Annotated in this window: 26 protein-coding genes; 12 read left to right on the top strand and 14 right to left on the bottom strand. The window is 69.8% G+C overall.

Translation table 11 applies throughout. The annotated features are described in order from the left end of the window. Positions 1–47 precede the first annotated feature (47 nt). On the top strand, positions 48–851 hold the full coding sequence (locus ACFXMV_RS01640; protein WP_378502663.1) for an SDR family oxidoreductase: 804 nt from the start codon (positions 48–50) through the stop codon (positions 849–851). 16 nt (positions 852–867) lie between these two features. Here the strand turns inward: ACFXMV_RS01640 and ACFXMV_RS01635 are convergent, their stop codons facing one another. The 3 genes from ACFXMV_RS01635 to ACFXMV_RS01625 form a co-directional block, all read right to left on the bottom strand. Beyond that, complete coding sequence (locus ACFXMV_RS01635) at positions 868–1,992, bottom strand: GIY-YIG nuclease family protein (RefSeq protein ID WP_378501493.1); 1,125 nt, start codon at positions 1,990–1,992, stop codon at positions 868–870. Positions 1,993–2,167: 175 nt separating this feature from the next. Continuing rightward, positions 2,168–2,794: an MBL fold metallo-hydrolase gene (locus tag ACFXMV_RS01630; protein ID WP_378501494.1), complete on the bottom strand. Its 627-nt coding sequence runs from the start codon at positions 2,792–2,794 to the stop codon at positions 2,168–2,170. Next, the gene (locus ACFXMV_RS01625; protein ID WP_378501495.1) at positions 2,791–3,879 is read right to left on the bottom strand and encodes an S-(hydroxymethyl)mycothiol dehydrogenase; all 1,089 of its coding nucleotides are present in this window, start codon (positions 3,877–3,879) and stop codon (positions 2,791–2,793) included. The genes ACFXMV_RS01630 and ACFXMV_RS01625 overlap by 4 nt, the downstream gene beginning before the upstream one ends. Before the next feature lie 212 nt (positions 3,880–4,091). Between ACFXMV_RS01625 and ACFXMV_RS01620 the strand changes: the two genes are divergently transcribed. Beyond that, positions 4,092–4,490, top strand: a complete 399-nt coding sequence (locus tag ACFXMV_RS01620; protein ID WP_378501496.1) for a VOC family protein — start codon at positions 4,092–4,094, stop codon at positions 4,488–4,490. 64 nt (positions 4,491–4,554) lie between these two features. After that, entirely contained in the window at positions 4,555–6,786 is a 2,232-nt protein-coding gene (locus ACFXMV_RS01615; protein ID WP_378501279.1) for a thiamine pyrophosphate-dependent enzyme, read from the top strand. Between the two features lie 3 nt (positions 6,787–6,789). On the opposite strand, the gene ACFXMV_RS01610 is transcribed toward ACFXMV_RS01615, so the two are convergent. From ACFXMV_RS01610 to ACFXMV_RS01600, 3 genes are read right to left on the bottom strand one after another with little or no spacing between them, the layout of a single operon-like run. Next, positions 6,790–7,455, bottom strand: a complete 666-nt coding sequence (locus tag ACFXMV_RS01610) for a cyclase family protein (RefSeq protein ID WP_378501278.1) — start codon at positions 7,453–7,455, stop codon at positions 6,790–6,792. Positions 7,456–7,486: 31 nt separating this feature from the next. Beyond that, positions 7,487–7,984 carry an HPP family protein gene (locus ACFXMV_RS01605; RefSeq protein ID WP_378501277.1) on the bottom strand — a complete coding sequence of 166 codons (498 nt, stop codon included), beginning with the start codon at positions 7,982–7,984 and terminating at the stop codon, positions 7,487–7,489. 30 nt (positions 7,985–8,014) lie between these two features. Then, entirely contained in the window at positions 8,015–8,884 is an 870-nt protein-coding gene (locus ACFXMV_RS01600) for an alpha/beta fold hydrolase (RefSeq protein WP_378501276.1), read from the bottom strand. A 95-nt stretch (positions 8,885–8,979) separates the two neighbouring features. Here ACFXMV_RS01600 and ACFXMV_RS01595 point away from each other — a divergent pair, with 95 nt between their 5' ends. Further along, the gene (locus ACFXMV_RS01595; protein WP_378502664.1) at positions 8,980–9,534 is read left to right on the top strand and encodes a TetR/AcrR family transcriptional regulator; all 555 of its coding nucleotides are present in this window, start codon (positions 8,980–8,982) and stop codon (positions 9,532–9,534) included. Between the two features lie 121 nt (positions 9,535–9,655). On the opposite strand, the gene ACFXMV_RS01590 is transcribed toward ACFXMV_RS01595, so the two are convergent. After that, entirely contained in the window at positions 9,656–9,976 is a 321-nt protein-coding gene (locus tag ACFXMV_RS01590; RefSeq protein WP_378502749.1) for a GYD domain-containing protein, read from the bottom strand. Positions 9,977–10,081: 105 nt separating this feature from the next. On the opposite strand from ACFXMV_RS01590, the gene ACFXMV_RS01585 reads away from it, so the two are divergent. Beyond that, complete coding sequence (locus ACFXMV_RS01585) at positions 10,082–10,903, top strand: DUF72 domain-containing protein (protein ID WP_378500328.1); 822 nt, start codon at positions 10,082–10,084, stop codon at positions 10,901–10,903. Positions 10,904–10,924: 21 nt separating this feature from the next. On the opposite strand, the gene ACFXMV_RS01580 is transcribed toward ACFXMV_RS01585, so the two are convergent. Beyond that, positions 10,925–12,259, bottom strand: coding sequence for an ABC1 kinase family protein (locus tag ACFXMV_RS01580; RefSeq protein ID WP_378500329.1), 1,335 nt, complete (start codon positions 12,257–12,259; stop codon positions 10,925–10,927). Positions 12,260–12,503: 244 nt separating this feature from the next. On the opposite strand from ACFXMV_RS01580, the gene ACFXMV_RS01575 reads away from it, so the two are divergent. Both ACFXMV_RS01575 and ACFXMV_RS01570 read left to right on the top strand, forming a co-directional pair. Next, positions 12,504–13,982: a DUF4185 domain-containing protein gene (locus ACFXMV_RS01575; protein WP_378500327.1), complete on the top strand. Its 1,479-nt coding sequence runs from the start codon at positions 12,504–12,506 to the stop codon at positions 13,980–13,982. 30 nt (positions 13,983–14,012) lie between these two features. Then, positions 14,013–14,492, top strand: coding sequence for a hypothetical protein (locus ACFXMV_RS01570; RefSeq protein ID WP_378502665.1), 480 nt, complete (start codon positions 14,013–14,015; stop codon positions 14,490–14,492). A gap of 28 nt (positions 14,493–14,520) precedes the next feature. On the opposite strand, the gene ACFXMV_RS01565 is transcribed toward ACFXMV_RS01570, so the two are convergent. Further along, on the bottom strand, positions 14,521–15,000 hold the full coding sequence (locus ACFXMV_RS01565; RefSeq protein WP_378500325.1) for an alpha-isopropylmalate synthase regulatory domain-containing protein: 480 nt from the start codon (positions 14,998–15,000) through the stop codon (positions 14,521–14,523). Positions 15,001–15,339: 339 nt separating this feature from the next. Here ACFXMV_RS01565 and ACFXMV_RS01560 point away from each other — a divergent pair, with 339 nt between their 5' ends. Beyond that, entirely contained in the window at positions 15,340–16,002 is a 663-nt protein-coding gene (locus tag ACFXMV_RS01560) for a hypothetical protein (protein ID WP_378500324.1), read from the top strand. A 57-nt stretch (positions 16,003–16,059) separates the two neighbouring features. On the opposite strand, the gene ACFXMV_RS01555 is transcribed toward ACFXMV_RS01560, so the two are convergent. The 3 genes from ACFXMV_RS01555 to ACFXMV_RS01545 form a co-directional block, all read right to left on the bottom strand. Next, complete coding sequence (locus ACFXMV_RS01555) at positions 16,060–17,067, bottom strand: NAD(P)H-dependent glycerol-3-phosphate dehydrogenase (protein ID WP_378502666.1); 1,008 nt, start codon at positions 17,065–17,067, stop codon at positions 16,060–16,062. A 98-nt stretch (positions 17,068–17,165) separates the two neighbouring features. After that, positions 17,166–17,810 (bottom strand): YdcF family protein, encoded by a 645-nt coding sequence (locus ACFXMV_RS01550; RefSeq protein WP_378502667.1) that lies wholly within the window; start codon positions 17,808–17,810, stop codon positions 17,166–17,168. Between the two features lie 168 nt (positions 17,811–17,978). Next, entirely contained in the window at positions 17,979–20,201 is a 2,223-nt protein-coding gene (locus ACFXMV_RS01545) for an MMPL family transporter (protein ID WP_378502668.1), read from the bottom strand. A gap of 189 nt (positions 20,202–20,390) precedes the next feature. Between ACFXMV_RS01545 and ACFXMV_RS01540 the strand changes: the two genes are divergently transcribed. Further along, positions 20,391–22,151: a cholesterol oxidase substrate-binding domain-containing protein gene (locus ACFXMV_RS01540; protein ID WP_378500954.1), complete on the top strand. Its 1,761-nt coding sequence runs from the start codon at positions 20,391–20,393 to the stop codon at positions 22,149–22,151. A 19-nt stretch (positions 22,152–22,170) separates the two neighbouring features. Here ACFXMV_RS01540 and ACFXMV_RS01535 read toward each other — a convergent pair whose 3' ends face one another. After that, positions 22,171–22,686, bottom strand: coding sequence for an Lrp/AsnC family transcriptional regulator (locus tag ACFXMV_RS01535; RefSeq protein WP_378502669.1), 516 nt, complete (start codon positions 22,684–22,686; stop codon positions 22,171–22,173). Between the two features lie 104 nt (positions 22,687–22,790). On the opposite strand from ACFXMV_RS01535, the gene ald reads away from it, so the two are divergent. From ald to ACFXMV_RS01520, 3 genes are all read left to right on the top strand, one after another. Further along, on the top strand, positions 22,791–23,897 hold the full coding sequence (gene ald, locus ACFXMV_RS01530) for an alanine dehydrogenase (protein ID WP_378500952.1): 1,107 nt from the start codon (positions 22,791–22,793) through the stop codon (positions 23,895–23,897). 76 nt (positions 23,898–23,973) lie between these two features. Then, complete coding sequence (locus ACFXMV_RS01525) at positions 23,974–24,774, top strand: crotonase/enoyl-CoA hydratase family protein (protein WP_378502670.1); 801 nt, start codon at positions 23,974–23,976, stop codon at positions 24,772–24,774. Between the two features lie 81 nt (positions 24,775–24,855). Continuing rightward, positions 24,856–25,464 (top strand): ribonuclease H, encoded by a 609-nt coding sequence (locus tag ACFXMV_RS01520; protein ID WP_378502087.1) that lies wholly within the window; start codon positions 24,856–24,858, stop codon positions 25,462–25,464. On the opposite strand, the gene ACFXMV_RS01515 is transcribed toward ACFXMV_RS01520, so the two are convergent. Continuing rightward, positions 25,465–26,328: an amidohydrolase family protein gene (locus tag ACFXMV_RS01515; RefSeq protein ID WP_378502750.1), complete on the bottom strand. Its 864-nt coding sequence runs from the start codon at positions 26,326–26,328 to the stop codon at positions 25,465–25,467. It abuts the gene before it with no gap. Between the last annotated feature and the right edge of the window lie 35 nt (positions 26,329–26,363).

The following is a 26,363-nucleotide window of genomic DNA, read 5'->3' as shown; positions in this document are numbered from 1 at the left end:
CGACGGTTAGCCTGCACCGGTCCGATTCGCCGCTCGAGAGGAACCTCATGGCCACCTACGTCATCACCGGCGCCGCGTCCGGCCTCGGTGCGGCAACCAAGGCTCGTCTCGAGTCCGACGGCCACCGCGTCATCGGCGTCGACCTGCACAACACCGACGTCAACGTCGACCTGAGCACCGCCGAGGGTCGCGCGGAGGCGATCGCGAAGGTCACCGAGCTGGCCGACGGCAAGCTCGACGGATTCGCCCCGTTTGCCGGCCTGGCCGCCGCCGCGGGCCGCCCCGCGAGTCTGCTGATCGCGGTCAACTACTTCGGCGCCATCGAACTGCTCGAGGGCCTGCGCCCGCTGCTGGCCGCGGGCGAGAATCCGTCCGTGGTGCTGATCAGCTCCAATTCCACTACCAGCCAACCGAACTGGCCGACCGATCTCGCCGACGCCTGCCTGGCAGGCGACGAGTCGGGCGCGAACGCGGTCGCCGCGACGTTCGGCGACTTCGCCGCCATCCAGGCCTACCCGGCCACGAAGGCCGCGCTGGCCTACTACGCACGGACGAAATCCGCCGAGTACATCGCGGAGGGCATCCGCCTCAACGCGATCGCGCCGGGCCTGATCGACACGCCGATGACGCAGGAGGGCCGCAAGGATCCGCTGGTCGGGGCGGGCATGGAGCAGTTCCTGGCCACCATCCCCGCCGGCCGCGGCGGCAAGCCCGAGGAGGTGGCCGCGCTGGTCGCGTTCCTGCTCGGCCCCGAGGCCAGCTACTTCGTCGGGTCGGTCATCTTCATCGACGGCGGCACCGACGCCGCGTTCCGCGGCAAGGACTGGCCGAAGGTCTGGGACCCGAGCTAGCCGACACTCCCCTGCCTCAACGCCCCGGACGCGCGTGCGTCAGGTGGGACACCGATCCGTTCGTCGGCCATTTCTTCAGCCCCACGCGATCCGGCGTGATCCGCTTCCGCACGAACTGGGCCTCGAGCTCCTGGTCGGCAGCGCCCGTGAACCGCCACAACGCGGTGTCATCCGTGCGCGACACCATCGCCCACGACTCCGCACGGTACGCGGCCCGAACGATGTTGTCCGCGACCACGATCACCGGGATCTTTGCCGAGTTGCGCACGGCGGTCCCGGCCGCCCACGACTGCCGTGCCATCTCGTAGATCTCCTCCGGGGTGACTCCGCGCTTCGCTGCGCCCTTCACCTCGATCAGGAAGCACGGCGTCGGCAGTTCCGGCACGGGTTCGGCCGAGTACTGGATCACCAGATCCTCGACCGGCGCCGCCCTGAGTTCGGGTGCGCCGCCTGCGAGGTTCGTGAGGCCGGGAGTCTCGGTGTCCGGCTCGATCAGGCCGAGCACGCCGACGAGCGCCCTGCCGACCGCGTCCGCGGTCTGATCGTCGTCGGCGGCCGTGATCCGATGCGCCGCAATGTAGTGCTCCACTTCGTGGCCGGAATCGTAGATGTCGCGAATGCGCCTGATGTTCGCGTCCGTGACCTCGGCGCGGTCGGTCTCCGGGCCATCGAGCAACCGACTACTCTCGGTTTCCTCCAGCGCAGTCCACACGTGGCCGTACACGCGGTTGCCGCGACCACTCCCCACGTAGAAGACCGTCCGGTTGCGCGGATCCAGCAGCGCGTACACGTACAAACCCAACTGCTCGGACACCCGCGCGGGTAGCGGCTTCGGAGCGGGACGGGTCTGATGCACCGTCGTGACGATCAGGCGCAGCGCGGCGAGCCTCAGGGCCACCGGAACGCCGTGGCCGTCACCGTCGATCCGATCGAACAGCGCCGCCGACGCCGCCTGCACCGACGTGAACGTCCGGCCCACATGTCGCCCGAGGGCCGAGGTCACCTCGGCGAACTGCGCGAGCCGCACCCGCGGATCCGGGGAGGCGTCGGCCAGGTCGTTCGATGCGAGGAAGGTCTGGACCTCGGGCGAGTCAAGCCAGCGCGGTGTGATGTCGATCGGAACTGTCCAGACGGTAGCCATGCCCCGACTCTAGTGAAGTTCCTGTGAATGAAGCTGGTGGCGCGAGCACTATGCGGTGTGGGGCGCCTGGCTCCCCCTGGTCAGAGTGAGTGCGCCCAAGGCGATGATGAGTGGGCCCCCGATCGGCCAGCCTCTGAAGCTGTGCCGGCCCGACCGGGGCGCCCGTGCGCGGGTACTACGAGCCCGCCCGGATCCACTCCTCGAGGTGCGGAGACTCGGTGCCGATCGTGGTGCCGTCGCCGTGCCCGGTGTTCACCCGGGTCTCCGCGGGCAACGCGAACAGCGCGTCGCGGATCGACCCGATGATCGTCGGGAAGTCGGAGTACGAGCGGCCCGTCGCCCCTGGTCCACCGGAGAACAGGGTGTCGCCGCTGAACAGCTCGCCGGCCTCGGGCAGGTACAGGCAGGTCGAGCCCGGTGAGTGGCCGGGGGTGTGGATCGCCTGGATGTCGGTGCCCGCCACCGCGATCCGCTGACCGTCCTCCAGCGAGCCGTGCGCGACACCGGGGTGCGTCATCTCCCACAGCACGTCATCGGCCGGGTTGAGCAGGATCGGCGCATCCAGCCGCTCCGAGAGTTCCGGTGCGACGGTCACGTGGTCGTTGTGCCCGTGCGTGCAGACGATCGCGACGACCTTCCGGCCGCCGACCGCGTCGATGATGGGCTGTGCGGTGTGCGCGGCGTCGACGATCACCACCTCGGAGTCGTCGCCGATCAGCCAGATGTTGTTGTCGACGTCCCAGGTGCCGCCGTCGAGGCTGAAGGTGCCGGAGGTGACGACCCGGTCCACCCGCAGGCTCACAGCACGACCACCGAACGCAGCACCTCGCCGCGGTGCATGGACTCGAACGCCTGCTCCACCTGATCCAGCGCGATCCGCTCGGTGACGAACTTCTCCAGCGGCAGCCGTCCCTGCTGGTACAGGTCGACGAGCAGCGGGAAGTCGCGTTCGGGCAGGCAGTCGCCGTACCAGGAGGACTTCAGCGATCCGCCGCGGGAGAAGAAGTCCACCAGCGGCATCTCCAGCGTCATGTCGGGGGTCGGCACCCCGACCAGCACCACGGTGCCGGCCAGATCGCGCGCGTAGAACGCCTGCTTCCAGGTCTCCGGCCGCCCGACCGCGTCGACCACCACGTCGGCGCCGAAGCCGCCGGTCAGTTCCTGCACGGCCTCGACCACGTCGTCGACCTCGGCGGCGTTGACGGTGTGGGTGGCGCCCAGCTCGACGGCCCACTCGAGCTTGCGGGGGTCGCGGTCGATCGCGATGATCGTGCCCGCGCCTGCCAGCCGGGAGCCCATGATCGCCGCGTCGCCGACGCCGCCGCAGCCGATCACCGCGACGGAGTCGCCGCGGCCCACGTTGCCGGTGTTCATCGCCGCGCCCATGCCTGCCATGACGCCGCAGCCGAGCAGGCCGACGACCGCGGGGTCCGCGGACGGGTCCACCTTCGTGCACTGTCCCGCGTGTACCAGGGTCTTGTCCGCGAACGCGCCGATGCCGAGCGCAGGCGTCAGCTCGGTGCCGTCCTCGAGCGTCATCTTCTGCGTCGCGTTGAAGGTGTCGAAGCAGTACTGCGGGCGTCCGCGCTTACACGCCCGGCACTGCCCGCACACGGCCCGCCAGTTCAGCACCACGAAATCGCCGACCGCGACCGAATCGACGCCCGCGCCGACGCTCTCGACGATCCCGGCCGCCTCGTGTCCAAGCAGGAACGGGTACTCGTCGTTGATGCCACCGTCGCGGTAGGTCAGGTCGGTGTGGCACACCCCGCAGGTCGAAACGGCGACGACGACCTCGCCGGGGCCGGGGTCGGGGACCGTGATCGTCGCGATCTCGACCGGTGCTCCCTTCGACCGGGCGATTACTCCCCGAACCTGCTGCGGCATGGCGTTGTCTCCTTCGGGCTGCTGTGGACTGATGGCTGTATGAGCGCCGGGTTCGACGGTAGTCCAACCGCCGTCCGCCGTGCCCCGACCGCGTCGATCGGACATAGTTGTCGGGCACCGATGAGTTTGGCGATCGGCGATGGTCTACCTCTTCGACGACCTCACAGGCCGAGGACGCGACGACACGCGACACCCGACGACAGGAGCAGACAATGTCCCGAATGCTTTTCGTGAACATTTCGGTCAAGGACATCAAGGCGACCCGGAAGTTCTTCGACGGACTCGGTTTCGGGTTCAATGAGACCTTCAGCGACGAGAACTGTGCGTCGATGGTGGTCAACGACCTGACCACCGTCATGCTGCTGGAGGAGGCGCGCTTCCGCGACTTCATCTCCGACGACATCTGCGACACCTCGAAGGCCCGCGAGACCCTGCTGTGCATCTCCGCGGACAGCCGCGAGGAGGTCGACTCACTGGTCGACACCGCCATCGGTGCGGGCGGGTCGGCCTGGATGGAGCCGCAGGACCAGGGCTTCATGTACGGCCGCGCGTTCCGCGACCTGGACGGGCACGTCTGGGAGGTCATGTGGATGGATCCGGCCGCCGTGTAGCGCCTCCGGCGCCCGTGCGCGTGTTTCACCCCAATCGGGGTGAAACACGCGCACAGTTGTCAATATGGCCGAAGCGATCGACGAGCTGTTCGTCGAGGCCGTCGCGGCGATGGCGAGCCCGACCCCCCGGCGCCCGCCCGACCCGACGGAGCCCGTTCGTGAGGGTTCGCCGCTCACGGTGGCCCGCTGCCTCGAGCTCTTCGACGCCCAGCTCGGCAGCCGTCACCTCGACCTCGCGGCGCGATGGCTGCGGGCGCGGGGTGCCGGTTTCTACACGATCGGCTCGTCGGGCCACGAGGGCAACGCGGCGGTGGCCGGAGCCCTGCGTGCCACCGATCCGGCGCTGCTGCACTACCGGTCCGGCGGATTCTTCCTCGAACGCGCGCGCCAGGTCGGCGGCGGCGATCCGCTGCGCGACGTGCTGCTCGGGGTGGTCGCCGCCGCGGACGACCCGATCTCCGGCGGGCGGCACAAGGTGTTCGGTCGCCACGACCTCGCGGTGATCCCGCAGACCTCCACCATCGCCTCGCACCTGCCCCGCGCGCTCGGCGTCGCGTTCTCGATCGCCCGCACCCGCAGGCTGGGCGTCGACACGCCCTGGCCAGCGGACGCGGTTGCCGTGTGCAGCTTCGGCGATGCCTCCGTGAACCACTCGACGGCGGTCGGGGCGATCAACGCGGCGACGCTTGGCGCGTACGAGGGACTGCCGCTGCCGCTGCTGCTGGTCTGCGAGGACAACGGCATCGGCGTCAGCGTGCCCACCCCCGACGGCTGGATCGAGGCCGCATACTCGGGGCGGGTGGGCCTGGAGTACCTCTCGGCGGACGGCTGCGACCTCGCCGACGCCTTCGACGCGGCGACGCGCGCCTCGGATTGGGTTCGCGCGCACCGACGACCGGCGTTCCTGCACCTGCGCACGGTCCGGCTGATGGGGCACGCGGGCTCGGACGTGGAATCGGCCTACCGGTCGCCCGGAGTCATCGCCGCCGAGCAGCGCCGGGACCCGCTGCTGGGCACCGCCCGGCTGCTGGTCGGGTCGGGCGCCCTGACCCCGGCCGAGGTGCTCGCCCGGTACGAACGCAAGCGGGACGTCGTGTTCGCCCTCGCAGGCGAGGTGGCCGAGCTCCCCCGACTGACGACGACCGCCGCGGTGATGACGCCGCTGCGCGAACCGAACCCCGAGTCGGTGGCCGACGCGGCGGGCCAGCCGGCCGATCTGCCCTGTCGAGCAGCGTTTTTCGACAATGGACTGCCGGAGGCCGCGGGGCCGCTCACCCTGGCGCAGGCGATCAAACGGGCCCTGCTCGACGCCCTCGCGGCCTACCCGGAGGTGCTGGTCTTCGGCGAGGACGTCGCGCGTAAGGGCGGGGTCTACGGCGTCACCCGCGGGCTCGCGGCGCGGGCCGGGCAGGCCCGGGTGTTCGACACCCCGCTCGACGAACAGACCGTGCTGGGACTGGCACTCGGCGCCGCCGTCTCCGGGCTGCTGCCCATCGCGGAAGTCCAGTACCTCGCCTACCTGCACAACGCGGAGGACCAGATCCGTGGCGAGGCTGCGACATTGGGGTTCTTCTCGTCCGGCAGGTACCGCAACCCGATGGTGGTGCGGGTCGCCGGCTACGGCTACCAGAAGGGTTTCGGCGGGCACTTCCACAACGACGACTCGGTCGCGGTGCTGCGCGACGTCCCGGGCCTGGTGGTGGCCTCGCCTGCCCGGCCCGACGACGCCGCCGCGATGCTGCGGACCTGCGTCGCCGCCGCGAAAACCGCAGGGGCGGTGTGTGTTTTCCTCGAACCGATCGCGCTGTACCACGAGCGGGACCTGCATGAGTCCGGAGACGGGGGCTGGTTGGCGCCGTACGCGGGTGCCGACAGCTGGGCGGCGACGCACGTGCCGATCGGGAGCGGGCGCACCTACGGTGACGGACCGGACCTGACCATCGTGACGTTCGGCAACGGGCTTCGGATGAGCCTGCGGGTCGTCGAGAGGCTGCGGTCCCGGGGCATCGGCGCGCGGGTGTTCGACCTGCGCTGGCTGGCGCCACTGCCGGCGGCGGACCTGCTCCGCGAGGCGGGCGCGACCGGCCGGGTCCTGGTGGTCGACGAGACGCGGCGGTCGGGCGGCGTCTCGGAGGGGGTGATCGCGGCGCTCGTCGATGCGGGTTTCGAGGGCCGGATCGCGCGGGTCACGAGCGAGGACAGCTTCGTCCCGCTCGGCGAGGCCGCGCGCCTGGTGCTCGTCTCCGAGGAGCAGATCGAGGAGGCGGCGGTCGGGCTGGTCGGCCTGCGCCGGTGACGGTCAGGGCCGGTCGAGCTCCATCGCGACCGCCCGCACCGGCGCACCGTCGCCGCCCACGAGTTTCAGCGGCAGGAGGCTGATCAGCGGGTCCGGGAAGTCGACGAGCTCGAGGTTGCAGAGGTTCTCGGCGATCACGCCGCCCGCGTTCGCGACCAGGTGGTGCGCCGGATAGTCCGTGTCCTCGTCGCCGGACGGGTCGATGCTCGGCGCGTCGAGGCAGAACGCCCGCACCCCGCGATCGAGCAGCAGCTCGCAGGCGTCGGGGCTGAGGAAGGGGTGGTCGTAGTAGGCGTCGGTGCCGTAGTGCCGGGCCCACCCGGTGTGGATCAGCGCGATGTCGCCGGGCCGCACCGATTCGGCGGGCCCGGCGATCATCGCCTCGGTGATCGACTGCCCAGGGGCCAGTCCGCGCAGGTCGAAGACGACGCCGCGGCCGACGAAGAGCGACAGGTCCATCCGGTCGACCGGGGTGTCGCCGTCCCGAAGGTGCACCGGCGCGTCGACGTGGGTGCCGGACTGGGATCCCATCTCCACGCGCAGGACGTTGTAGCCGTCGCGGGCCACGGTGCAGTGCGGGGTCAGCCTCGGTACCGGGTCGCCCGGGTACACCGGCATGCCGGTGTCGATCGGATGTGACAGGTCCACGATCCTGCGCACCGTGCTCATCGGCCCCACCTCCGTCGCGTGTCGACCAGTATCACCCGCGCAGCGGGTACTCGAAGCCGGGCACGATCCGCCCGGCCACCGACCCGACCGCGATCACGATCGCCACGGCAGGCACCAACGTACCCACCAGGTAGCCGAAGCCCGGATCGGTGAGCCCGATGACGCCGGCGCACAACGCCGCCGGTACGTGCGGCGCCCGCAACAGGACCATCACGACGACGGCCGACACCACCGAGACGGCAGCGGCGGCCTGTGACGGGCCCGCCACGGCGGTGATGAGCAGCGCGGCCACCGCGGCCGCCGGATAGGCGCGGACGATGGCGCCCGGTCTGGCCAGCGGCGCGGTCGGTGCCATCGCGATCACGGCGGCGGACGCCAGGTATGGCAGCCCGAACACCGTCCACCCGAGCGCCTCCTGCGCGGCCCCCAGTGCCGCGGCGATCATCAGCGCGGCCGCTCCGGCGGTCAGTGCGGGAAATGCGGTGGAACGCCAGGGTGCGGCGACGGAATCGGTGGTGATAGCGGACATTGCTGTTCCCTCTCGAAGAGTGTTGCGGGATCAGAGGTTTCGGCGGAGGAAGTCCCGGATCAGGTCGGCGATCTCCTGCCCGTGGGTTTCCAGCGCGAAGTGGCCGGCGTCGAGCAGGTGGATCTCCGCGTCGGGAAGGTCGGTCGCGAACGCCTCCGCGCCCGCGGGGCCGAAGATCTCGTCGCCGCGGCCCCAGGCGACCAGCGTCGGCGGCCGGTGGGTCCGGAAGTACTCCTGGAAGGCGGGGTATCCGTCGAGGTTGAACTGGTAGTCCCAGAACAACTGAAGCTGAATCTCCTTGTTGCCCGGTCGGTCCAGGCCCGCCTGGTCCGTCAGCCAGGTCTCGGGCGCGATCCGGTCGAGCCGGTCGGTGGGGACGCCGTGGGTGTACTGCCATCGCGTCGCGTCGAGCTCGAGGAGTTCGCGGACCGCGGGCTCGTGCTCCGCGCGGTTCTGCGCATGCGCGAACAGCACGTCCCAGAACGCGGTGAATCCCTCCCGGTAGGCGTTGCCGCTCTGGGTGATCAGTGCGGTGACGCGCTCCGGGTGCTTGGCGGCGATCCGCAGCCCGATCGGGGCGCCGTAGTCCTGGATGTACAGGGCGAAGCGGTCCAGGCCGAGGCGATCGAGGAGGCCTTCGGTGATCTCGGCGAGGCGGTCGAAGCTGTAGTCGAACTCGTCGACCGCGGGCATGGCGGAGCGGCCGAAGCCGATGTGATCGGGCGCGACCACGTGGAACTCGTCCGCGAGTTCGGCGACCAGGTTCCGAAACATGTGTGAGCTGCTCGGAAACCCGTGCAGGAGAACGAGGGTCGGGCTGTCCGGACTGCCGGACTCCCGGTAGGAGACCTCCAGTCCATCGATGGTCGCGGTGCGGTGGCGGGTGTCGAAACTGGACATCGGTGACTCCTGACTCGCTTGGGAGAACGATCGTTCTCCGCCGTGACGTGTACAGTAGAGAACGATGGTTCTCCGCGCAAGTACCGAGGTGAGAGATGGATCCAGATACCGCAGACAGCCAGCTGCTCGATGCGGCCGAGGCGCTGTTCAACGAGCGCGGCGTGCAGGCCGTCGGGATGGACGCGATCCGCGAGCGGTCCGGGGTCTCGCTCAAGCGCCTCTACAAGCTGTATCCGGCCAAGGACCGGCTGGTCGAGGCGGTGCTGCGCAGGCGCGACCTCATGGTGCGGGAGCAGCTGGCCCGGTTCCTCGAGCCGATCGACGACCCCCGTGATCGAGTCCTTGCTGTGTTCGACTACCTGGACGCCTGGTTTCGGCAGGACGACTTTCGGGGCTGCACGTTCATCAACACATTCGGTGAGCTGGGCGGCGGAAACCAGGCCGTCGCCGACATCGCGAAGGCGAACAAGGCGGCGCTGCTCGGGACCCTGCGCGAGCTGGTCTCCGACGCGGATCTGCCTGCGCCGCTGGCCGACCAGTTCGTGATCCTCGCGAACGGGGCGATGGCGACCGCCGCGATCGCCGGCTCGCCCCTGCCGGCCCGGCAGGCCCGGGATGCCGCCCGCGTCCTGCTCGACGCGGTGACCTGACGCCGACCTCCCCAATGTCACATTGGTTCGCCTGAGGTGAACCAATGTGACATTGGGGAAGTCGGGAGGTCGGGAAGTCGGGAAGTCGGGAGGTCGGGAGGTCGGGAGGTCGTCCGGACGGTCAGCGTCCGGGTGGGCGGTAGTCCGCCGGCCGCTTCGCCGCCTGGTCGATCTGTTCGGGGGTCAACAGTGCGACGGTCACCGTCCGGGCCGCGCCGCTCGCCGCGGTGTGGATGCTCAGGGACGCCGCGGCGACCTCGTCGGGCACCTCCCCGATGACGTAGAGGTCGTGGCCGCCGAACGCGAAATGGCAGCTCTCCACGGTCCCGCCGACGCTCTCGACCGCGCGGACTATCGCGTCGCGGCGTCCCGATCCGCCTTCGGTGAGTAGGCCATTGGCACCATCGGGCGTGTAGCCGACCTGCCACAGGTACTTCGGCATGATCATGTCCCTCGGCTCGACTGCTGGGTCCAACCAATCGTCCTCCCTCCGGCCGGGAATCGGTGCGCTATCGGGGAAACCGCGGTGCGGATCTACGCTCGGTCCATGGCGGAAGTCCGTGTCGGGATCTCCGGATGGGCGTATCCCGGCTGGCGAGGCGATTTCTATCCGGCCGGCCTGGTGCATCGGCGGGAGTTGGAGTACGCAGCGTCCCGGATGACGTCGATCGAGATCAACGGATCCTTCTACGCTCTCAAGACCCCCGATTCCTTCGCCCGGTGGCGGGATGAGACCCCCGACGACTTCGTGTTCGCGGTCAAGGGTGGCCGCTACATCACCCATATGAAGCGGCTGCGCGACGTGGGCACCGCGCTGGCCAACTTCTTCGCGTCCGGCCCGCTCGCGCTGCACGCCAAGCTCGGCCCGATCCTGTGGCAGCTGCCGCCCACCCTGGCGTTCGACGCGAGCCGGGTGGCCGAGTTCCTGGCGGCTCTGCCGCGTACCACCACCGCGGCGGCCGCGCTCGCGGAACACCACGACGACAAGGTTCCCGCGGACAGTGCGCTCACCTTCGCCGATGCGCCGCGCCCGGTCCGGCACGCCCTCGAGGTGCGGCACACCAGCTTCGCCGACCCGGCGGCGGTGGCGCTGATCGAGCAGCACGACGTGGCCCTCGTCGTCGCGGATACGGCGGGCCGATATCCGATGTTCGACAGGTGCACAAGCGATTTCATGTATGTGCGGCTGCACGGCGATACCGAGCTCTATGCGAGCGGCTACGGCGACCGTGCCCTCGACGCGTGGGCGACCAGGATCGGCGGGTGGTCTGCGGACGGACTCGACGTGTTCGTCTATTTCGACAACGACGAGTTCGGCCGCGCCCCGTTCGACGCGATGGCGCTCCGGAGCCGGCTGGGCGGGGGTTAGGGCGTGGCGACCGCCGCGTGCTCAGTCCTCGGGCAGCGTGACGCCGAGCGTGGCCGCCCGCAGGGCCACCGCCTCCGGAAAGACGTTCTTGAACAGGTACGGGTCCTGGCCGAGCACCCATCCGGGGGCGAGGCGGGTGGCGTACCGCTCGAAGTAGCCGAGCTGTTTGCCGAACAGGACCAGCTCCTCCGGGCTGGCGACGCCCCACTGTTTGCCGACCTGGACCAGACCCATGATGAGGGCGCCCAGGTTCAGCTCCGCCAGGTCGTTGGCGAACACCGGCGCCAGGACGGCGGCGACCTGCATGCCGACCTCGGAGTCGTCGGCCTCGAGTTCCGCGGCGTAGCCGAGATCACGGATACCGCGCGCCACGCGGGTGAAGTCGCCGTCGATGAGGTTGGCGTAGAACATGTCCCGCAGGATCGACCGCCACACCTCGGGTAGCTCACCGACGATGCCGAAGTCGAGGAAGGCGATGCGTCCGTCGTCGAGCGCCCACAGGTTCCCCGCGTGCACGTCGCCGTGGAACGGGCCGTGCACGGTGATCGATTCGATCCACGCCTTGACGCCGCGCCGGATCAGCATCGTGGTGTCGTGGTCCTCGTCGGGGACGAACCGGTCAAGGGGCACGCCGTGCAGCCGCTCCATGCAGATCACGTGCGGGCCGCAGTAGTCCCAGTACACCTCGGGCGCGGTGACGCCCTTGTTGTCGCGGAACGCCCAGATCGAGTCGCGGAAGCGGGTCTGCCGGTCGGCCTCGACGGCGCTGTTGAGCTCCGTGATCGTGGCGACGTGCAGATCCCGGATGATCGCCGTCGCGTTCGCGATCCGGAAGAACTCGAAGAGCCGCTCGAGCAGCTTGGCGCCGCCGTACGCGGTGCGTAGGTCGACCAGCATCCGGTGGTAGATGCCCGGTCGCTGCACCTTGATCACGGCCTGCCTGCCGTCGCGGAGCACGCAGGCGTGAACCTGAGCGACGGAGGCCGCCGCCAGGGGCACGTCGTCGAAGCTCGCGAAGATCTCGTCGACGGGCCCGCCCAGGTCACCCTCGATGACCCCCCTGGCCTTCTGCGCGGACACCGGCGGCACGTCGTCGAGACAGCGTAGGCAGGCGTTGGCGAGCGGGGCCGGGAACACGCCGGAGGATGACGCCATCAGCTGCCCGAGCTTGACGAAGGTCGGTCCGAGCACCTCGAAGGCATTGACCACGCCCTCCGAGGCGGCGTCCGCCCAGGTCTCGCCGCGCCGCAGGAACGGCTTGGTGACCACCGCGTACCCCGCGCAGGCGAGGATGACCACCCCGACCACCAGGGCCCGCCAGATCTGGGCCAGGCCGAACCGGTCGAGTTCTGGCATGTGGACCGACAGGGCGGCCACGGGCGGTCCCGACGCGTACGGACCGACGGGATGCGGATGGTTGGACTGTGACACCGTTCACCTCGATTCGGGTCCAGCCAGCGTAGGGGTGGCGGCGGGTTCCGTCGACACCAGGCCCGGGAGGCGGGGGATTGCCCCACGTCGATGCTAGATTCCAACAGCAACGTGGTAAGCCCGGTGGCGGGTCTGCGGGCCCCCAGTAGAGCTCGACGCGGAGGTGCCATTGACGCGCAGGCTTGCCGTCGCAGTCGCGGCCGTGGTGATCGGTTCCTGCGCTGTGGTCTACGCGGACAATCCGGATGCCGCAGCCGCCCCACCGAATTCGGGACGACCCGGTGCGCAGGGGAGCGGATTGTGCGCCACCGACCTGGTGACCACCACGGCGCCGTTGCTGCCGGAGAAACTCGAGATCCCGATCCCGGTCCCGATGGTGACCGCGGTGCCGTTCCCGGCGCCGACCACCACCCCGACCCGGATCCCGGCGCAGGTGCTGCCGCCGGACACCTGCGCCGACCCCTGCCCGGAGCTGACCGACGAGGGTCCTGCCGGGCCGGACACCCTGTTGAAGGCTCTCCGGATCCCCGAGATCGGTCTCAAGTTCCAGCCGTTCCACCTGGGGATCCCGGTGCCCGGGCCGGATCCCGGGCAGCAGGCGGCCGCCCCAGACCCGGTGTTCCCGCCGACGGAGGCGGCCGGGCATTCGGCCGCCCGCGCCACACCTCGGGTCGGTGCGGTCACCCGGGTCGCAAAGGAGACGGGGGCCGGCTCGATCAACCGCACCGACAAGCGCTGGCAGGTGAACGGCACCGATCTGGGCATCATGTGGGAGAGCGCGCCCGGCGAGGTCGCGGTGGCATTCGGTGACACGATCGGCCGGGGCTTCCATCCGCCGGGGGGTCAGGGCGACGACTGGCGGAGCAACGTCCTGGCCTTCAGTACCGACGAAAACCTCTCGGACGGTATGAGTTTCGACTCCATGGTGCAGGACGGGCGGTGTCACGCGGCGGAGCTGCTCGGCAGCAGGAAACTGGACAACGTGGAGATCACCACCATCCCCACCTCGGGTTTCGCGATCGGTGATCGGCAGTACATGAGCTACATGTCGATCCGCACGTGGAACAGCATCCCCGGCACCTGGTTCACCAATCACGGCGGCATCGCCTATTCCGACGATCACGGTCAGACCTGGGTGAAGGATCCGTATGCCGTGTGGGACAACATTTTCGGGCTGTCCAACTTCCAGGTGAGCGCCATGGTCCCGCAGGGCGAGCACGTCTACATGTTCGGCACCCCCAATACCCGGCTCGGGGACCTGGGCCTGGCGCGGGTCCCGATCGGGGACGTGCTCAACAAGTCCGCCTACCAGTACTGGCAGAACGGGGTGTGGACCCCGGTCGGTGGGCAGGCGGCCGCGGCCCCGGTCGTCGGTGGCCCGGTCGCCGAGGTGTCCGTCCGGTACGACGAGGCCAGGCGGGTGTGGCAGATGGTCTACCTGGATACCGCCAGGACCGCGATCGTGCTGCGTGAATCGGACTCGCCGCAGGGGGCGTGGTCGGAACCGGCGCCGCTGGTCAGCGTCACCGAGTATCCCGAGCTGTACGGTGGCTTCATCCACCCCTGGTCGACCGGTGAGGACCTCTACTTCACCATCTCGACGTGGTCCGACTACAACGTCTTCCTCATGCGCGCCGAGCTGAACTGAACCCAAGGATCCAAGGAGCAGTACCACCCGATGTGGCCCACCGAATGGCCGTCCGCCGCCCGTGAGATCGCCGACGCGACCGACGCCGCCGTCGCCGCGGCACGCGCCGCCGAGCCGGAGTCCTACGCGGAGGCGGCCGCCCGGCTCGCCGCCCTCGACCAGGAGCAGGTCACCGTGGTGCACGCATCGATCGTGCGTGAGCTGCTCGAGGAGCTGCACCCCGACGGGCTGACTGGCGACGACGTACAGGCCGTGCTCGCACGCTGTGCGCGGTCCGCCGCGGTGTGGGTGCCGGACCTGGACGTGTCGATGCTCGTGGTGGTGCTGACCGGCGCGCTCGGCCTGACCGATCCCGACGAGGATCCGCGCCCCCTCGCGCGGGCCGACCTGCCCCGGTACGCGGCCCTGATCATCGCCGACCTGCTCGCGACCGCGGACGCGGCGGGCTCGGGCTACATCCGGCGGGCGATCGGTGAGATCGCCCGCGCGGAGACCGTCGAGATGCCCTGAGCCTCGCCGTCGACCCGGTCGAGGCGGCTCAGCCGTGCAGGATGTTCGCGCCCGCGATCATCGCCTCGATCGACGATTCGGTCGCGGTGTCCGCGAGGCCGACCGACCAGTGCCTGCGCCCGTCGTGCTCGCACAGCAGGAACGTCGCGGTGCGGCCGCCCGCGTCCTGCTGGTGGAAGGACAGGATCTCCAGTTGCACGCCTGCGTCGTAGAGCATCGAGGTGAGTGCGGCGATGGGGCCGGCCGCCGTGGCCTTGGCCTGGTGAATGGTGTCACCGAGGGCGAGGGTGGCCCGGAACTCGGAGCGGCCGGCGCCGAGGGCGTGCGCGGACCAGCGGCCGAATCGGATCGGGCCGCGCGGCGGCGAGTAGGTGGCGAGGAAGGTGCGCCAGTTCATGCCCGCGGCCTCGGTGCGCAGCGCGCGGGGGAGCGGGGTGCCGAAGCGCAGCGCGAAGGGGTCGGACGGCGTGGTGGCGGTGTGCGAGGCGAATGCCTGGAGAGGGTTCATTGAAGCGGTCTTCCTGAATCAAAGGAAGGACCAACAGAGAGCTCGACGACCCGCAGCGAGGGGTCGGTCCGAATCAGACCCCGCTACGGGCGGAATACGAGCTGCATGCGCTTCATGGGCGTCGAATGTAGTGGCGAAACCTCGATCGCGCAACCGGGGCGCGGCCACCGGCTCCGCGGGGATGTGACTCGGACCCCGACGCGCCCTTGCTTTGCCTAACGATTCATCAAGTGCGGCAGGAATATCCGAATTCACATCCGGGCCTGAACGCCCGTCCATACGATGGCGCGACGCACGTTCGGGGGGCGCGTGCACACACCTATCGATCGGAGAACATGCATGTCACATCCCATGATGCGCCGTGTCGCATCCACCCTCGCCGCCGCGACCCTGCTCGCCGCAGGCGGCGGCCTCGCCCTGGGTGCCAGTGCCGCGTCCGCTGGACCGCTCGACTTCGGTTCCTCAGCAGGCGGACCGGCCGGGCTTGATTTCGGATCCAGTGCGAATGGCCAGGAGTTGCCCGCATCGGCCACCGTGACCGCCGACAATCTCGCGATCACCAAGGTCATCGTCGGCAACAACACGATCGCCCCCACTGGCACGGTCACCTACCGGACGACCATCGCCGCCACCGGCGCGCCGGACCGGATCATCACCAAGATCGTCGACATCGCCCCGCCCTCCCTGCGCTATGTCGAGGGGAGTGCGAAGGTAACCTCCTGGGTGGACGGCCAGGTCAAGACGGAGGGTGTTGTCCCAACGGAGTCCGGCGGCCGACTCATCGCGGCCAACGATGTCGGCTGGGTGGTCTCGGTGAACGACAACAAGACCGTCAGCTTCGAGGTCACGTACCAGGTGCGTCCCGATATCACCTTCGACACCGACACCTTCGACAGCGGCGCCGCGATCGAGGTCAGTGGGCAGGCGCCGCGTGAGTGGCCCGAGATGGGTGTGAAGTTCCGGATCCTCAGCTCGGGCGGCTCGTCCTTCGTCGGCAGCTGACGACGCTCGAGCCTCTGTGGGGCCGTTCGGGATTCTCCCCCGGGCGGCCTCCGGCGCTCAGGCCATGTCCTCCTCGCCGCCGGGGGCGACCCGCCGCAGCCCGCGGTAGGCGTCCTCGGCGGTGCGCCGCCCGGCGACCACCGCCTCCACCTCCGCGGCGATCGGCATCTCGACGTCGAAGTCGCGGGCCAGCTCCATCACCGTCGGCGCTGTCTTGACGCCCTCGGCCACCTGACCCAGCTCGGCGACGGCCTGCTCGACCGTGAGCCCGCGCGCGAGCGCCTCGCCGACCCGGCGATTGCGGGAGGCCGGGCTGATGCACGTCGCGATCAGGTCGCCGACGCCGGTGAGCCCGGCGAAGGTTCGCGGGTTGGCCCCCATCGCCTCGCCGAGCCGGGTCATCTCGGCCAGCCCCCGGGCGAGCACCATCGCCCGGGTGTTGTCGCCGACGCCGAGGCCGTCGGCCATGCCCGCGGCGATCGCGACGATGTTCTTGAGGATGCCGCCGAGCTCACAGCCGAGCACGTCGGTGTTGCGGTAGACGCGGAACACCGGGGAGGCGAACAGCGGCTGCAGCGCCGTCGCCACCCGGTCGTCCTGGGTGGCCACCACCGACGCGGCGGCCAGGCCGTCGACGATCTCCCTGGCAATGTTCGGTCCGGCGAGCAGCCCGACCGGGTGGCCCGGCAGGCATTCGGCGATCACCTCGGTGGGACGCTGCCTGGTGCCGGGCTCGAGGCCCTTTGCCAGGGACAACACCGGCACCCATGCGCGGACCCCGTTGGAGATCTCGCTCAACGTGGAGCGAACCGCGTGCGAGGGCACCCCGACTACCAGGACGTCGGCCTCGTTGGCGGCCTCGGCGAGATCGGAGGTCGCGCGAAGGTCCGGCGGCAGGGCGCGGTCGCCGAGGTAGCGGGAGTTACGGTGCTCGGAGTTGACCTCGTCGGCCGTATCCGGGTCCCGGGCCCACAGCAGCGTCGGGGTGTTGCGCGCGGCGAGGCCGGCCACCGTGGTCCCCCAGGAGCCGGCCCCCAGCACTACCACCCGTACCGGCCGCGCCATCACCGATCACCCAGTCCGCCACCGACGATTGCGATCATCAGCTCAGATTCCCACCTCGCCGATGGTGCGGTGCGGAAATCTTGAAACTCGTCGCAGCCCTACTGGGGTGCGACGACGCCCGCGATGGGGATGCGGCCGCCGACGGCGACGCGGAAGTCGACCATCGCGCGCTGCAGGTGGTCCGGCGAGGTGACCACGACGGCGCTGGTGGCGCCCCGCTGGGCCAGGAGCCAGTTGGTGTTCCGCGCGTTCTCGACCGTGGAACGCGAGGTGAACTCCTCGGTGATCCGGAACGCGGGGATGCCGTGGGCGATCAGCCAGTCGCGCATCGCCCGGGACTCGGTGATCCCGTTCTGCGGCACGCCGCCGCTGACGATGATCGGGGACAGCGGGTACCGGTGGGCGACCTGCAGGGTCGCCCGCATCCGGGACTCGAGCACCGGCCGCATCGTGCCGTTCGGGTACAGACCCGCGCCCAGCGCCACGATGTTGGTGCCGAACGGATTCAGGTCGAGGACCACCGGGAACTGGGTGGTCAGGGTCTCGAATCGGGTGCAGGCGAGGATCGCGTCGCGGGAGGGTGTCTGGCAGCCGCCGACGGTCGAGAGAACGCCGTTCACGAGCGTGGTCGGTGTCACGTCGGCGTTCGCCGTCGCGGGCAGCGCCGCGCCGGCTGCGGCCGCGGCGAGGACGGCGGCGGCGAGGAACCGGCGAGAGAGCTGTGACCGTGAACGAAACGACATGGCACTCCTTTTCGAGCGGACGGCTCCTCCCCCGCAGGAGGTGGCGATCGGGGATCAGTCTGCCGCAGGACAGCTGGATTGTGGGGACCTTCCGGGAAACTGTTCCCACGGAGCACTATTCGAACGACGCGACACGCCCGGTCATCGGGGTGCGCCGCGCTCGGGGGTTCAGTCCCCGGCCTTCGCCAGCGCCGACGGCCACCAGATCCGTTTACCGATGTCGTACGACAGGGCGGGCACCAGCACACTGCGCACGATGATGGTGTCGAGCAGCACGCCGAACGCCACCGCGAACCCGATCTCCGCGAGGAACACCAGGGGCAGCACGCCCAGCACCGCGAACGTCGCGGCGAGAACCACACCCGCAGAGGTGATCACGCCGCCGGTGACGGCCAGCCCGCGCAGCACGCCGGACCGGGTGCCGTGCGCGAGCGACTCCTCGCGCACCCGGGTCATCAGGAAGATGTTGTAGTCGATGCCGAGCGCGACCAGGAACACGAAGGCGAAGAGCGGGAAGGCCTGGTCGGCGCCCGCGAAATGGAACACGTGGGTGAAGAAGAATCCGCAGACGCCGAGGGTGGCGGCGAACGAGAGCACCACGGTCCCGATCAGGATCAGCGGGGCGAGCAGCGCCCGGAGCAGGATCGCGAGCACCAGGAAGATCACCACCAGCACGATCGGGATGATCAGGTTCCGGTCGTGCACCGAGGCGGTCTGCACGTCGAGGGTGGCCGCGGAGTTCCCGCCCACCAGGGCGTCGCCGCCGGGAACGGCGTGCACCGCGGTGCGCAGCCTCTCGATGGTCTCCAGCGCCTCCGGCGAGTCGTAGGAGTCGGCGAGGGTGGCGGTGACGACGGTGCGGCCGTCGATCGGCTGCACGGTCAGCTGCGGCGGTGGGCAGCCAGTCGGGGCGCCCGCGGGGGCGCCGCCGCCCAGGTTCAGCCCCGCCAGCTTGGCGTAGTCGATCTGCAGGCACACCGATCCGGGCGCCGTCGACACCCCGTCGACGCCGGTTGCGGCGGCGATCACCTGGTCGGCGGCGTCGGCGTTGGTCATGATGACGGCTGGCGCGCCGGTGCCCTGCGGGAACTTGGCGTCGTAGATCGCCTGGCCCTGCGCGGCGTCGGGGTTGTTGGTGAAGTTCTCGGTGGCGGTGAGCCCGTCCGTCTGCAGGCTGCCGATCCCGATGGCGCACAGCGCGATCAGCAGCACCGTCGTGCCGATCCAGGCGGGCCGGGCCCGGTTGCCGACGGCGGTGGCGATCCTGCCCCACATGCCGTGCGACGCGAGGTCGGCGGCGTGGTCGACCTGCGGGACGCGCGGCCAGAACACCCATCGGCCCGCGGCGGCGAGCGCGACCGGCAGGAAGGTCATCATCACCAGGTAGGTGCAGCCGATGCCGATCGCGGTGACCGGACCGAGGCTCTTGTTCGAGTTCAGCTCGGAGAAGGTCAGGCACAGCAGCCCGAGGATCACGGTGACGGCGGAGGCGGTGATCGCCGGGGCGGATTCGCGCCAGGCCCGGATCATCGCGTCGAAGCGGTTCGGGTAGGCGTGCAGTTCCTCCCGGTACCGCGCGATCAGCAGGAGGGCGTAGTCGGTGCCCGCGCCGAGCACGAGAACCATCAGGATGCCCTGACTCTGGCCGGTGAGCGTCAGGATGTCCTGCTTGGCAAGGAAATAGATCACCATCGAGGACAGCCCGAGCGCGAGCATCGCGGACAGCAGCGGGAAGACCCAGAGGACGGGGGAGCGGTAGACGACCAGCAGGATCAGGATCACCACCAGCAGGGCCGCGACGAGGAGTGTGCCGTCGAGGCCGGCGAAGGCATCGATGAACGCGACGAGCAGCCCGCCGGGTCCCGCGGGCAGCACCTCGAGTTCGGTGGCGGCGGCGGACTTGGCCGCGTCCATCACGTGCTGCTCGGTCTCGGCGAGGACGTCCCCCTGGACCTGTGCGCCGTCGGTCTTGGCCACCAACGGCACGAACAGGGAGGCGGTGGTGCCGTCCTCGGAGTACTGCACCGGGGCCATCCCGGCCCTGTCGACGCCGGGGACCTGCGCCACCGCCGTCGCGGCGCGGGCGATCGATTCCCTGTCCTGATCGGTGAGCGGGCCGTCGCGATGGAAGACGACGAATCCCGGGATGGTCTCCACCGTGACGAACTTCGCGGATTCGTTGGCCACGATGGTGGATTCGGCGGAGGCGGACAGATAGCTGGCGTTGTCATTCTTCTGGACCTCGGCGAGCTTGCTCTGGAACGAGCCGCCGACGCCGCCTGCCAGGAAGGCGATCAGCGCGATCGCGATGATGGTGAAGACCGGCCAGCCGCGCAGGGGCTTGCGGGGTGCCACCGTCGAAGGCTCGTCGCTGACGTCGAGTTCTGCCATCGGTTCTCCTCGGAAATGCCCGTTACCGCAGGTCTCCAACGGGCTCAAGTAGACCACGGGGCGGCATCGGGTAACCCGGATTCCCTGGACCCAGATACGCGTTTCCCGACACGGAGACGGGAACATGTTCTATTTTTGTCCTCGCTCCGGCACGTCCGTTGTGCCACCACTGAGAGAGGGACACCATCGATGGCCGCAGGGCGCTCGGACCAGCACTCAGGCTTCTCTCGCAGAAGCTTCCTGACCGCGGCCGCGGGGGCCGCCGCCCTCACCGGGCTCGGTTGGACGCCCGCGCAGGCGATCCCGTTCGGTGACGCCAGGGCAACCCTGCCCGCCCCGCCCGCGTTCCCCGACGGCATCCCGCTTTCCCAGCAGGGCTACGAGAACTGGGTGCAGGAGATCGTCTTCGACCAGGTCTGGACGTGCACGCCCCGCGACGCGCAGGACGTGGTGCGGCTGGCGAACTGGGCGCACGCGAACGGCTACCGCCTGCGGCCACGCGGAACCATGCACGGCTGGAGCCCGCTGACCCTGGTCCCCGGCCAGAACGTCGAACGGCTGATCCTGGTGGACACCCTCACCAGGCTCAACGCGGTCACGGTGCACAAGTCCGCGGAGCCGGGTCGGTCCACCGTCACCGCCGACGCCGGCGCGCTGCTGATAGATGTGCTGAGCGAGCTGCAGGACCATGGGCTGGGCTGGGCCAACTCCCCCGCGATCGGCGAGCTCTCCATCGCAGGCGTGCTGGCGATCAACGCGCACGGTGCGACACTGCCCGCCGACGGCGAAAAAGTCCTCCCCGGAGCGTCGTTCGGATCCCTGAGCAACCTGATCACCGCGATGACGGCGGTGGTCTGGGACCAGGCGGCCGGCGCGTACGCGCTGCGCGAGTTCACCCGCGCCGACGCGGAGATCCGTCCGCTGCTCACCCACCTCGGACGCGCCTTCATCACCTCGGTGACGCTGCAGGCAGGCGCCAACTACCGGCTGCGCTGCGAGAGCTCCACCAACATCCCGTGGCGCGAACTGTTCGCCCCCGCGGGCTCACCCGGCCGCACATTCGAAAGCTACGTGGCCCGCTCCGGCCGGGTCGAGGCCATCTGGTTCCCCTTCACCGACACGCCGTACCTCAAGGTGTGGACCCCGACCCCCACCAAGCCGCCGCAGTCACGGGAGGTGACAGGGCCCTACAACTACCCGTACTCCGACTCGATCCCGAAGCCGGTCACCGACCTGCTCGGACAGATCGTCGACGGCTCCGGCGTGGTGACCCCGCTGTTCGGCCAGACCCAGTTGGCCACCTTCAAGGCCGGTCTGGCCGCCACCAACGGCGCCGACCTGTGGGGCTGGTCCAAGGACGTCCAGTTCTACCTGAAGGCGACCACCCTGCGGATGACCGCGGGTGGCGGCGTGGTGATCACCAAGCGCGCGAACATCGCCCGGGTCATCAACGAATTCACCACCTGGCACCACGAGCGCCAGCGGCATTACCAGTGGAGGGGTCAGTACCCGATCAACGGACCGTTCGAGGTGCGGCTGTGCGGGCTCGACGACCCGTCCGAGATGACCGTGGAAACCTCTGGGCCGCCAACTATTTCGGCGCTGCGGCCGCGTCCGGACCATCCCGAGTGGGACACCGCGATCTGGATGAACGTGGTTGGGGTGCCCGGCACCCCGGGTCAGGCCGCCTACTTCCGTGAGATGGAGCGGTTCATGCGGCAGAACTACAGCGGCGACTACGCCACCTTCCGGCCGGAATGGGCCAAGGGCTGGGCGTACACCGGCGAGTCGGCATTCGCAGACGGCGAGACGATCGAGACCGCGATCCCGGCGACCTTCCGCGCGGGCGTCCCGGCGGGGGACAACTGGGACTCTGCCCGGGCCGCCTTCAACGCCCACGACCCGCACCGGGTGTTCTCGAACCCATTGCTGGACAGGCTTTTGCCGTGAGGCCGGTCGGGTCGCTGTCTCAGCGACCCGACCTGGGCCGGATGTGCTCGAACACGAGGATCGTCTCGGTCGCTGCGACCTCGGGCCGCGCGGACAGGTGGTCGAGCACGAAGTCGCGCAGGGCTCCGGTGTCGCGCATGGCGACGTGCAGCAGGTAGTCGTCGGCGCCCGCGATGAAGTAGACGTCGAGCACCTCGGGGGCGGCGGACATCCGATCCGCGAACCTGGCCATGTGCGGGCGCGCGTCGGCGCGCAGTCGGACCGAGATCATCGCCTCGAGGTCCCGGCCGAGCGCCGCCGGGTCGATGTCGGCGTGGAACCCCCGGATCACGCCCCGTTCGATCAGCGAGCGCACCCGGGCAAGGCAGGTGGACGGCGCGATGCCCGCCATCGCGGCGAGCGCGTTGTTCGGGGTGCGGGCGTCGCGGGTGAGCTGGGCGAGTAGGACATGGTCGATCTCGTCGAGTCCGACCCCCCGAACATCGTTCGGACGGACGGTCCTCGACGGCCTCGAATCCGAAGATCCGGTACCCATAGAGCGATTCTAGAGAATCTTCGGCGCATATCTAGGTATCGATTCGCCGAAAATTCATACTGGGCGCAGCTTCACCGTTCACCTCCGCAACCCGAGGAGCCGTCATGAGGATCGGTGTCCCGCGCGAGATCAAGAATCACGAGTACCGGGTCGCCATGACCCCCGCGGGTGTCCGCGAGCTCGTCGGCCGCGGCCACCAGGTGGTCGTCGAGACCCAGGCAGGCGCCGGGTCGTCGTTCGCCGATGCGGACTATCGGGCCGCAGGTGCCCGGATCCTCGCCGAGCCGTCCGACGTGTGGGGGGAGGCCGAGCTGCTGCTGAAGGTGAAAGAGCCTATCGCGGAGGAGTATTCGCGCTTGCGCGGCGACCTGGTGCTGTTCACCTACCTGCACCTGGCGGCCTCGAGGGAGTGCACGGACGCGCTGATCGCGGCGAGGACGACCGCGATCGCCTACGAGACGGTGCAGGCCGCCGACGGCTCCCTGCCGCTGCTCGCGCCGATGAGCGAGGTCGCCGGCAGGCTCGCGCCGCAGGCAGGCGCCTACCACCTGATGGCCAGCGCAGGCGGCCGCGGTGTCCTGATGGGCGGCGTGCCGGGGGTGCGCCCGGCCAATGTGGTGATCCTCGGCGGCGGGGTGGCCGGCCAGAACGCGGCGGCGATGGCGGTCGGCATGCGCGCCGACGTCACGGTCCTGGACCTGAACGTCGCACGCCTGCGCGAGCTCGACGACCGATACCGCGGCCGGCTGCGGACCGTCGTGTCCAACGGGTTCGAGGTGGAGCAGGCGGTTCTGGGGGCGGACCTGGTCATCGGTGCGGTGCTGGTCCCGGGGGCCAGGGCGCCGCAGCTGGTCTCGAACGAGCTGGTCTCCCGGATGCGGCCGGGGTCGGTGCTGGTCGACATCGCGATCGACCAGGGCGGCTGCTTCGAGGGGTCGCATCCGACCACGCACACCGAGCCCACCTACCGGGTGCACGACTCGGTCTTCTACTGCGTGGCGAACATGCCGGGCGCGGTGCCCCGCACGTCCACCTTCGGCCTGACCAACGCCACCCTCCCGTACGTCATCGAGATCGCCGACCTGGGCTGGCGACGTGCCACCGCAGCGGACCGGGCGCTGGCCGCCGGCCTCAGCACCCACGACGGCGCCGTGCTCTCGACCGCGGTCGCGGACGCGCACGGCTATCGCGGCTTCGCCGCCCGTGCGTGATCGGTACCCCGATTGGGGTGAAAATCGCGCACAGGCGCGGAGCGCATAGCCTTGGCGCGACCGAAGGGAGAGCGCAGTGACCGAGGCAATCGTGGTGGAGCGCGACGGGGACGTCGTCACCTGGACGCTGAATCGTCCGGAGACCCGCAACGTCATCTCCGAGCCCGACGTGATCGAGGCGTTCGAGGCCGCGATCGCGGACGTCAACCGGGACGTGACGGTGCGTGCGGCGGTGTTGACCGCTGCCGGACCGTCGTTCTCCTCGGGCGGCAACGTCAAGCACATGCGCGACCAGGAGGGCATGTTCGGCGGTTCGCCCGCCGAGCTCCGCGGCGGCTACCGGCACGGCATCCAGCGGATCCCGCGGGCGCTCTACCACTGCGAGGTCCCGGTGATCGCCGCGGTGAACGGACCGGCCATCGGCGCGGGGTGTGACCTTGCGCTCATGTGCGACATGCGGATCGCGGCGACCACCGCCACCTTTGCGGAGAGCTTCGTCAAGCTGGGCATCATCCCCGGCGACGGCGGCGCCTGGTTCCTGCCCCGCGCGGTCGGTGCGGCGCGGGCCGCCGAGATGGCCTTCACCGGCGATGCGATCGACGCCGCGACCGCGCTCGAGTGGGGCCTGGTCTCCCGGGTGGTGGAGCCCGATCAGCTGCTGCCCACCGCCCGTGCGCTGGCCGAACGGGTCGCCGCCAACCCGCCGCAGGCCCTGCGGATGACCAAGAAGCTGCTCCGTGAGGGACAGCATCAGAGCCTGGAGAGCCTGCTCGAGCTGTCGGCCGCGATGCAGGCGCTGGCGCACCACACGCAGGACCACCAGGAGGCGGTGGCGGCGATGCTCGAGCGCAGGCCGCCGCGGTTCACAGGGGCGTAGCCGGCGCCGGGCCGGGCTGTCCGCTTTCGGGCTCGGCGCGGGCCCTTCGCAATGTCGGGGGGCCACCGTAAGGTGTCGGTCGTGATCATCGTCAGCACGGACGGCTCCTGCCTTCGCAACCCCGGCGGCGCGATCGGCTGGGCGTGGGTCAACCACATGGGGCCGAGCCGCTCCGGCGGTGAACGGTCGGGCACCAACCAAATAGCCGAGCTGCGTGCACTTTTGGAGGCCATCAGGGCGCACCCGGGTGACGAGCCGATGTTGATCGAGTCCGATTCGCAGTACGCCATCAAGTGCGCCTCCGAGTGGGTGTCCGGCTGGAAGCGCAAGGGCTGGCGTACGGCCTCGGGCGAACCGGTGAAGAACCTGGACCTGGTGCGCTCGATCGACGAGGCGATCGCCGAGCGCACCGGTCCGGTGCGCTTCCGTTGGGTGCGCGGCCACGTCGGCAATCACTACAACGAGGAGGCGGACAAGCTGGCGGGCGAGGCCGCTCGCGCCGTCGCCTCCGCTGCCGCGCCCGCGCCCGCCCCGCGGGCCAACGCCGCGACGCACTCCGCGCCGCTGTCCCCGGCGAAGAAGGTCTCGCGGGCCAAGTCGGTCGCGGCCAACGCCGTCGTCCCGACGGAGATGGAGCCGACACTGTTCGAGGTCGTCCCCGAACCGGACGATTCCCTCACCCTGTTCTGATCAGAGGTCGAACAGGCGCGTGCCGTTGCCGTGGCACACCGCGCGGACCCAGTCCTCGCCCAGGTCGAGTCGGGAGACCGCCTCCAGCGCATGGGCGTACTGGTAGGGGATGTTCGGGAAGTCGCTGCCGAACAGGATCCGGTCCTGGAGGTCGAGTAGGCGCGGCAGGTCGGACGGGAGCAGCGGCGCGGCCTCGCTGATGAAGTCGGTGAAGGCCATCGTGGTGTCGAGAAGCACCCGATCATGGCGTTCGGCGATCGCGAGGAAGTCCGCGTACTCGGGCATACCCATGTGCGCGATGATCAGCCGAAGCCGGGGGTATCGGGCCAACAGTTCCGCGATCGGTCCCGGTCCGGTGAAGCGCCCGGGGGCGGGCCCGGACCCGCAGTGGATGACGATCGGGGTGCCGGCGTCCTCGAGGGCTCCCCAGACGCCGTCGAGAAGCGGATCGTTCGGGGCGTAGTCGCCAACCTGGATGTGCGACTTGAATACCCGGGTGCCTGCGTCGAGTGCGTCGGTGACGTACTCGAGCGCGCCGGGCTCGGGATAGAAGGTCGAGGTGTGCAGGCAGTCGGGGTTGCGGGCGGCGAACTCGACCGCCCACTGGTTGAGCCAGGCCGCCATGTTCGGTTTGTGCGGATAGATCATCGAGGTGAACGCCTTGACCCCGTAGGAGCGCAGCCGGTCGAGTCGGACGTCCTCCTCGAGCCGGTAGGCGATCGGCCAGGTCATCCCGGTCAGTGGTCCGACGGAGTCGAAGTACGTCCAGACCTTGTCCATCACGCTCTTGGGCATGAAATGCGTGTGCACGTCGATGATTCCGGGCAGGTTCCACTGCTCGCGAAACGCGGTCACCGCGTCGATGTCGGCCTGCCGGGATTCGGGTTCGTCGATCACGG

This window comes from Rhodococcus sp. NPDC059179 (genome assembly GCF_042754885.1).
Lineage (GTDB): Bacteria > Actinomycetota > Actinomycetes > Mycobacteriales > Mycobacteriaceae > Rhodococcus_G.
This window is presented reverse-complemented; position numbering and strand designations above follow the sequence as displayed.

Bases quoted from the DNA above. Each gene is read 5' to 3' on its own strand.
- ACFXMV_RS01640 (WP_378502663.1), top strand. From the start codon at position 48: ATGGCCACCTACGTCATCACCGGCGCCGCGTCCGGCCTCGGTGCGGCA.
- ACFXMV_RS01635 (WP_378501493.1), bottom strand. From the start codon at position 1,992: ATGGCTACCGTCTGGACAGTTCCGATCGACATCACACCGCGCTGGCTT.
- ACFXMV_RS01625 (WP_378501495.1), bottom strand. From the start codon at position 3,879: ATGCCGCAGCAGGTTCGGGGAGTAATCGCCCGGTCGAAGGGAGCACCG.
- ACFXMV_RS01620 (WP_378501496.1), top strand. From the start codon at position 4,092: ATGTCCCGAATGCTTTTCGTGAACATTTCGGTCAAGGACATCAAGGCG.
- ACFXMV_RS01615 (WP_378501279.1), top strand. From the start codon at position 4,555: ATGGCCGAAGCGATCGACGAGCTGTTCGTCGAGGCCGTCGCGGCGATG.
- ACFXMV_RS01610 (WP_378501278.1), bottom strand. From the start codon at position 7,455: ATGAGCACGGTGCGCAGGATCGTGGACCTGTCACATCCGATCGACACC.
- ACFXMV_RS01605 (WP_378501277.1), bottom strand. From the start codon at position 7,984: ATGTCCGCTATCACCACCGATTCCGTCGCCGCACCCTGGCGTTCCACC.
- ACFXMV_RS01600 (WP_378501276.1), bottom strand. From the start codon at position 8,884: ATGTCCAGTTTCGACACCCGCCACCGCACCGCGACCATCGATGGACTG.
- ACFXMV_RS01595 (WP_378502664.1), top strand. From the start codon at position 8,980: ATGGATCCAGATACCGCAGACAGCCAGCTGCTCGATGCGGCCGAGGCG.
- ACFXMV_RS01590 (WP_378502749.1), bottom strand. From the start codon at position 9,976: ATGCCGAAGTACCTGTGGCAGGTCGGCTACACGCCCGATGGTGCCAAT.
- ACFXMV_RS01585 (WP_378500328.1), top strand. From the start codon at position 10,082: ATGGCGGAAGTCCGTGTCGGGATCTCCGGATGGGCGTATCCCGGCTGG.
- ACFXMV_RS01580 (WP_378500329.1), bottom strand. From the start codon at position 12,259: ATGCCAGAACTCGACCGGTTCGGCCTGGCCCAGATCTGGCGGGCCCTG.
- ACFXMV_RS01570 (WP_378502665.1), top strand. From the start codon at position 14,013: ATGTGGCCCACCGAATGGCCGTCCGCCGCCCGTGAGATCGCCGACGCG.
- ACFXMV_RS01565 (WP_378500325.1), bottom strand. From the start codon at position 15,000: ATGAACCCTCTCCAGGCATTCGCCTCGCACACCGCCACCACGCCGTCC.
- ACFXMV_RS01560 (WP_378500324.1), top strand. From the start codon at position 15,340: ATGTCACATCCCATGATGCGCCGTGTCGCATCCACCCTCGCCGCCGCG.
- ACFXMV_RS01555 (WP_378502666.1), bottom strand. From the start codon at position 17,067: ATGGCGCGGCCGGTACGGGTGGTAGTGCTGGGGGCCGGCTCCTGGGGG.
- ACFXMV_RS01550 (WP_378502667.1), bottom strand. From the start codon at position 17,810: ATGTCGTTTCGTTCACGGTCACAGCTCTCTCGCCGGTTCCTCGCCGCC.
- ACFXMV_RS01545 (WP_378502668.1), bottom strand. From the start codon at position 20,201: ATGGCAGAACTCGACGTCAGCGACGAGCCTTCGACGGTGGCACCCCGC.
- ACFXMV_RS01540 (WP_378500954.1), top strand. From the start codon at position 20,391: ATGGCCGCAGGGCGCTCGGACCAGCACTCAGGCTTCTCTCGCAGAAGC.
- ACFXMV_RS01535 (WP_378502669.1), bottom strand. From the start codon at position 22,686: ATGGGTACCGGATCTTCGGATTCGAGGCCGTCGAGGACCGTCCGTCCG.
- ald (WP_378500952.1), top strand. From the start codon at position 22,791: ATGAGGATCGGTGTCCCGCGCGAGATCAAGAATCACGAGTACCGGGTC.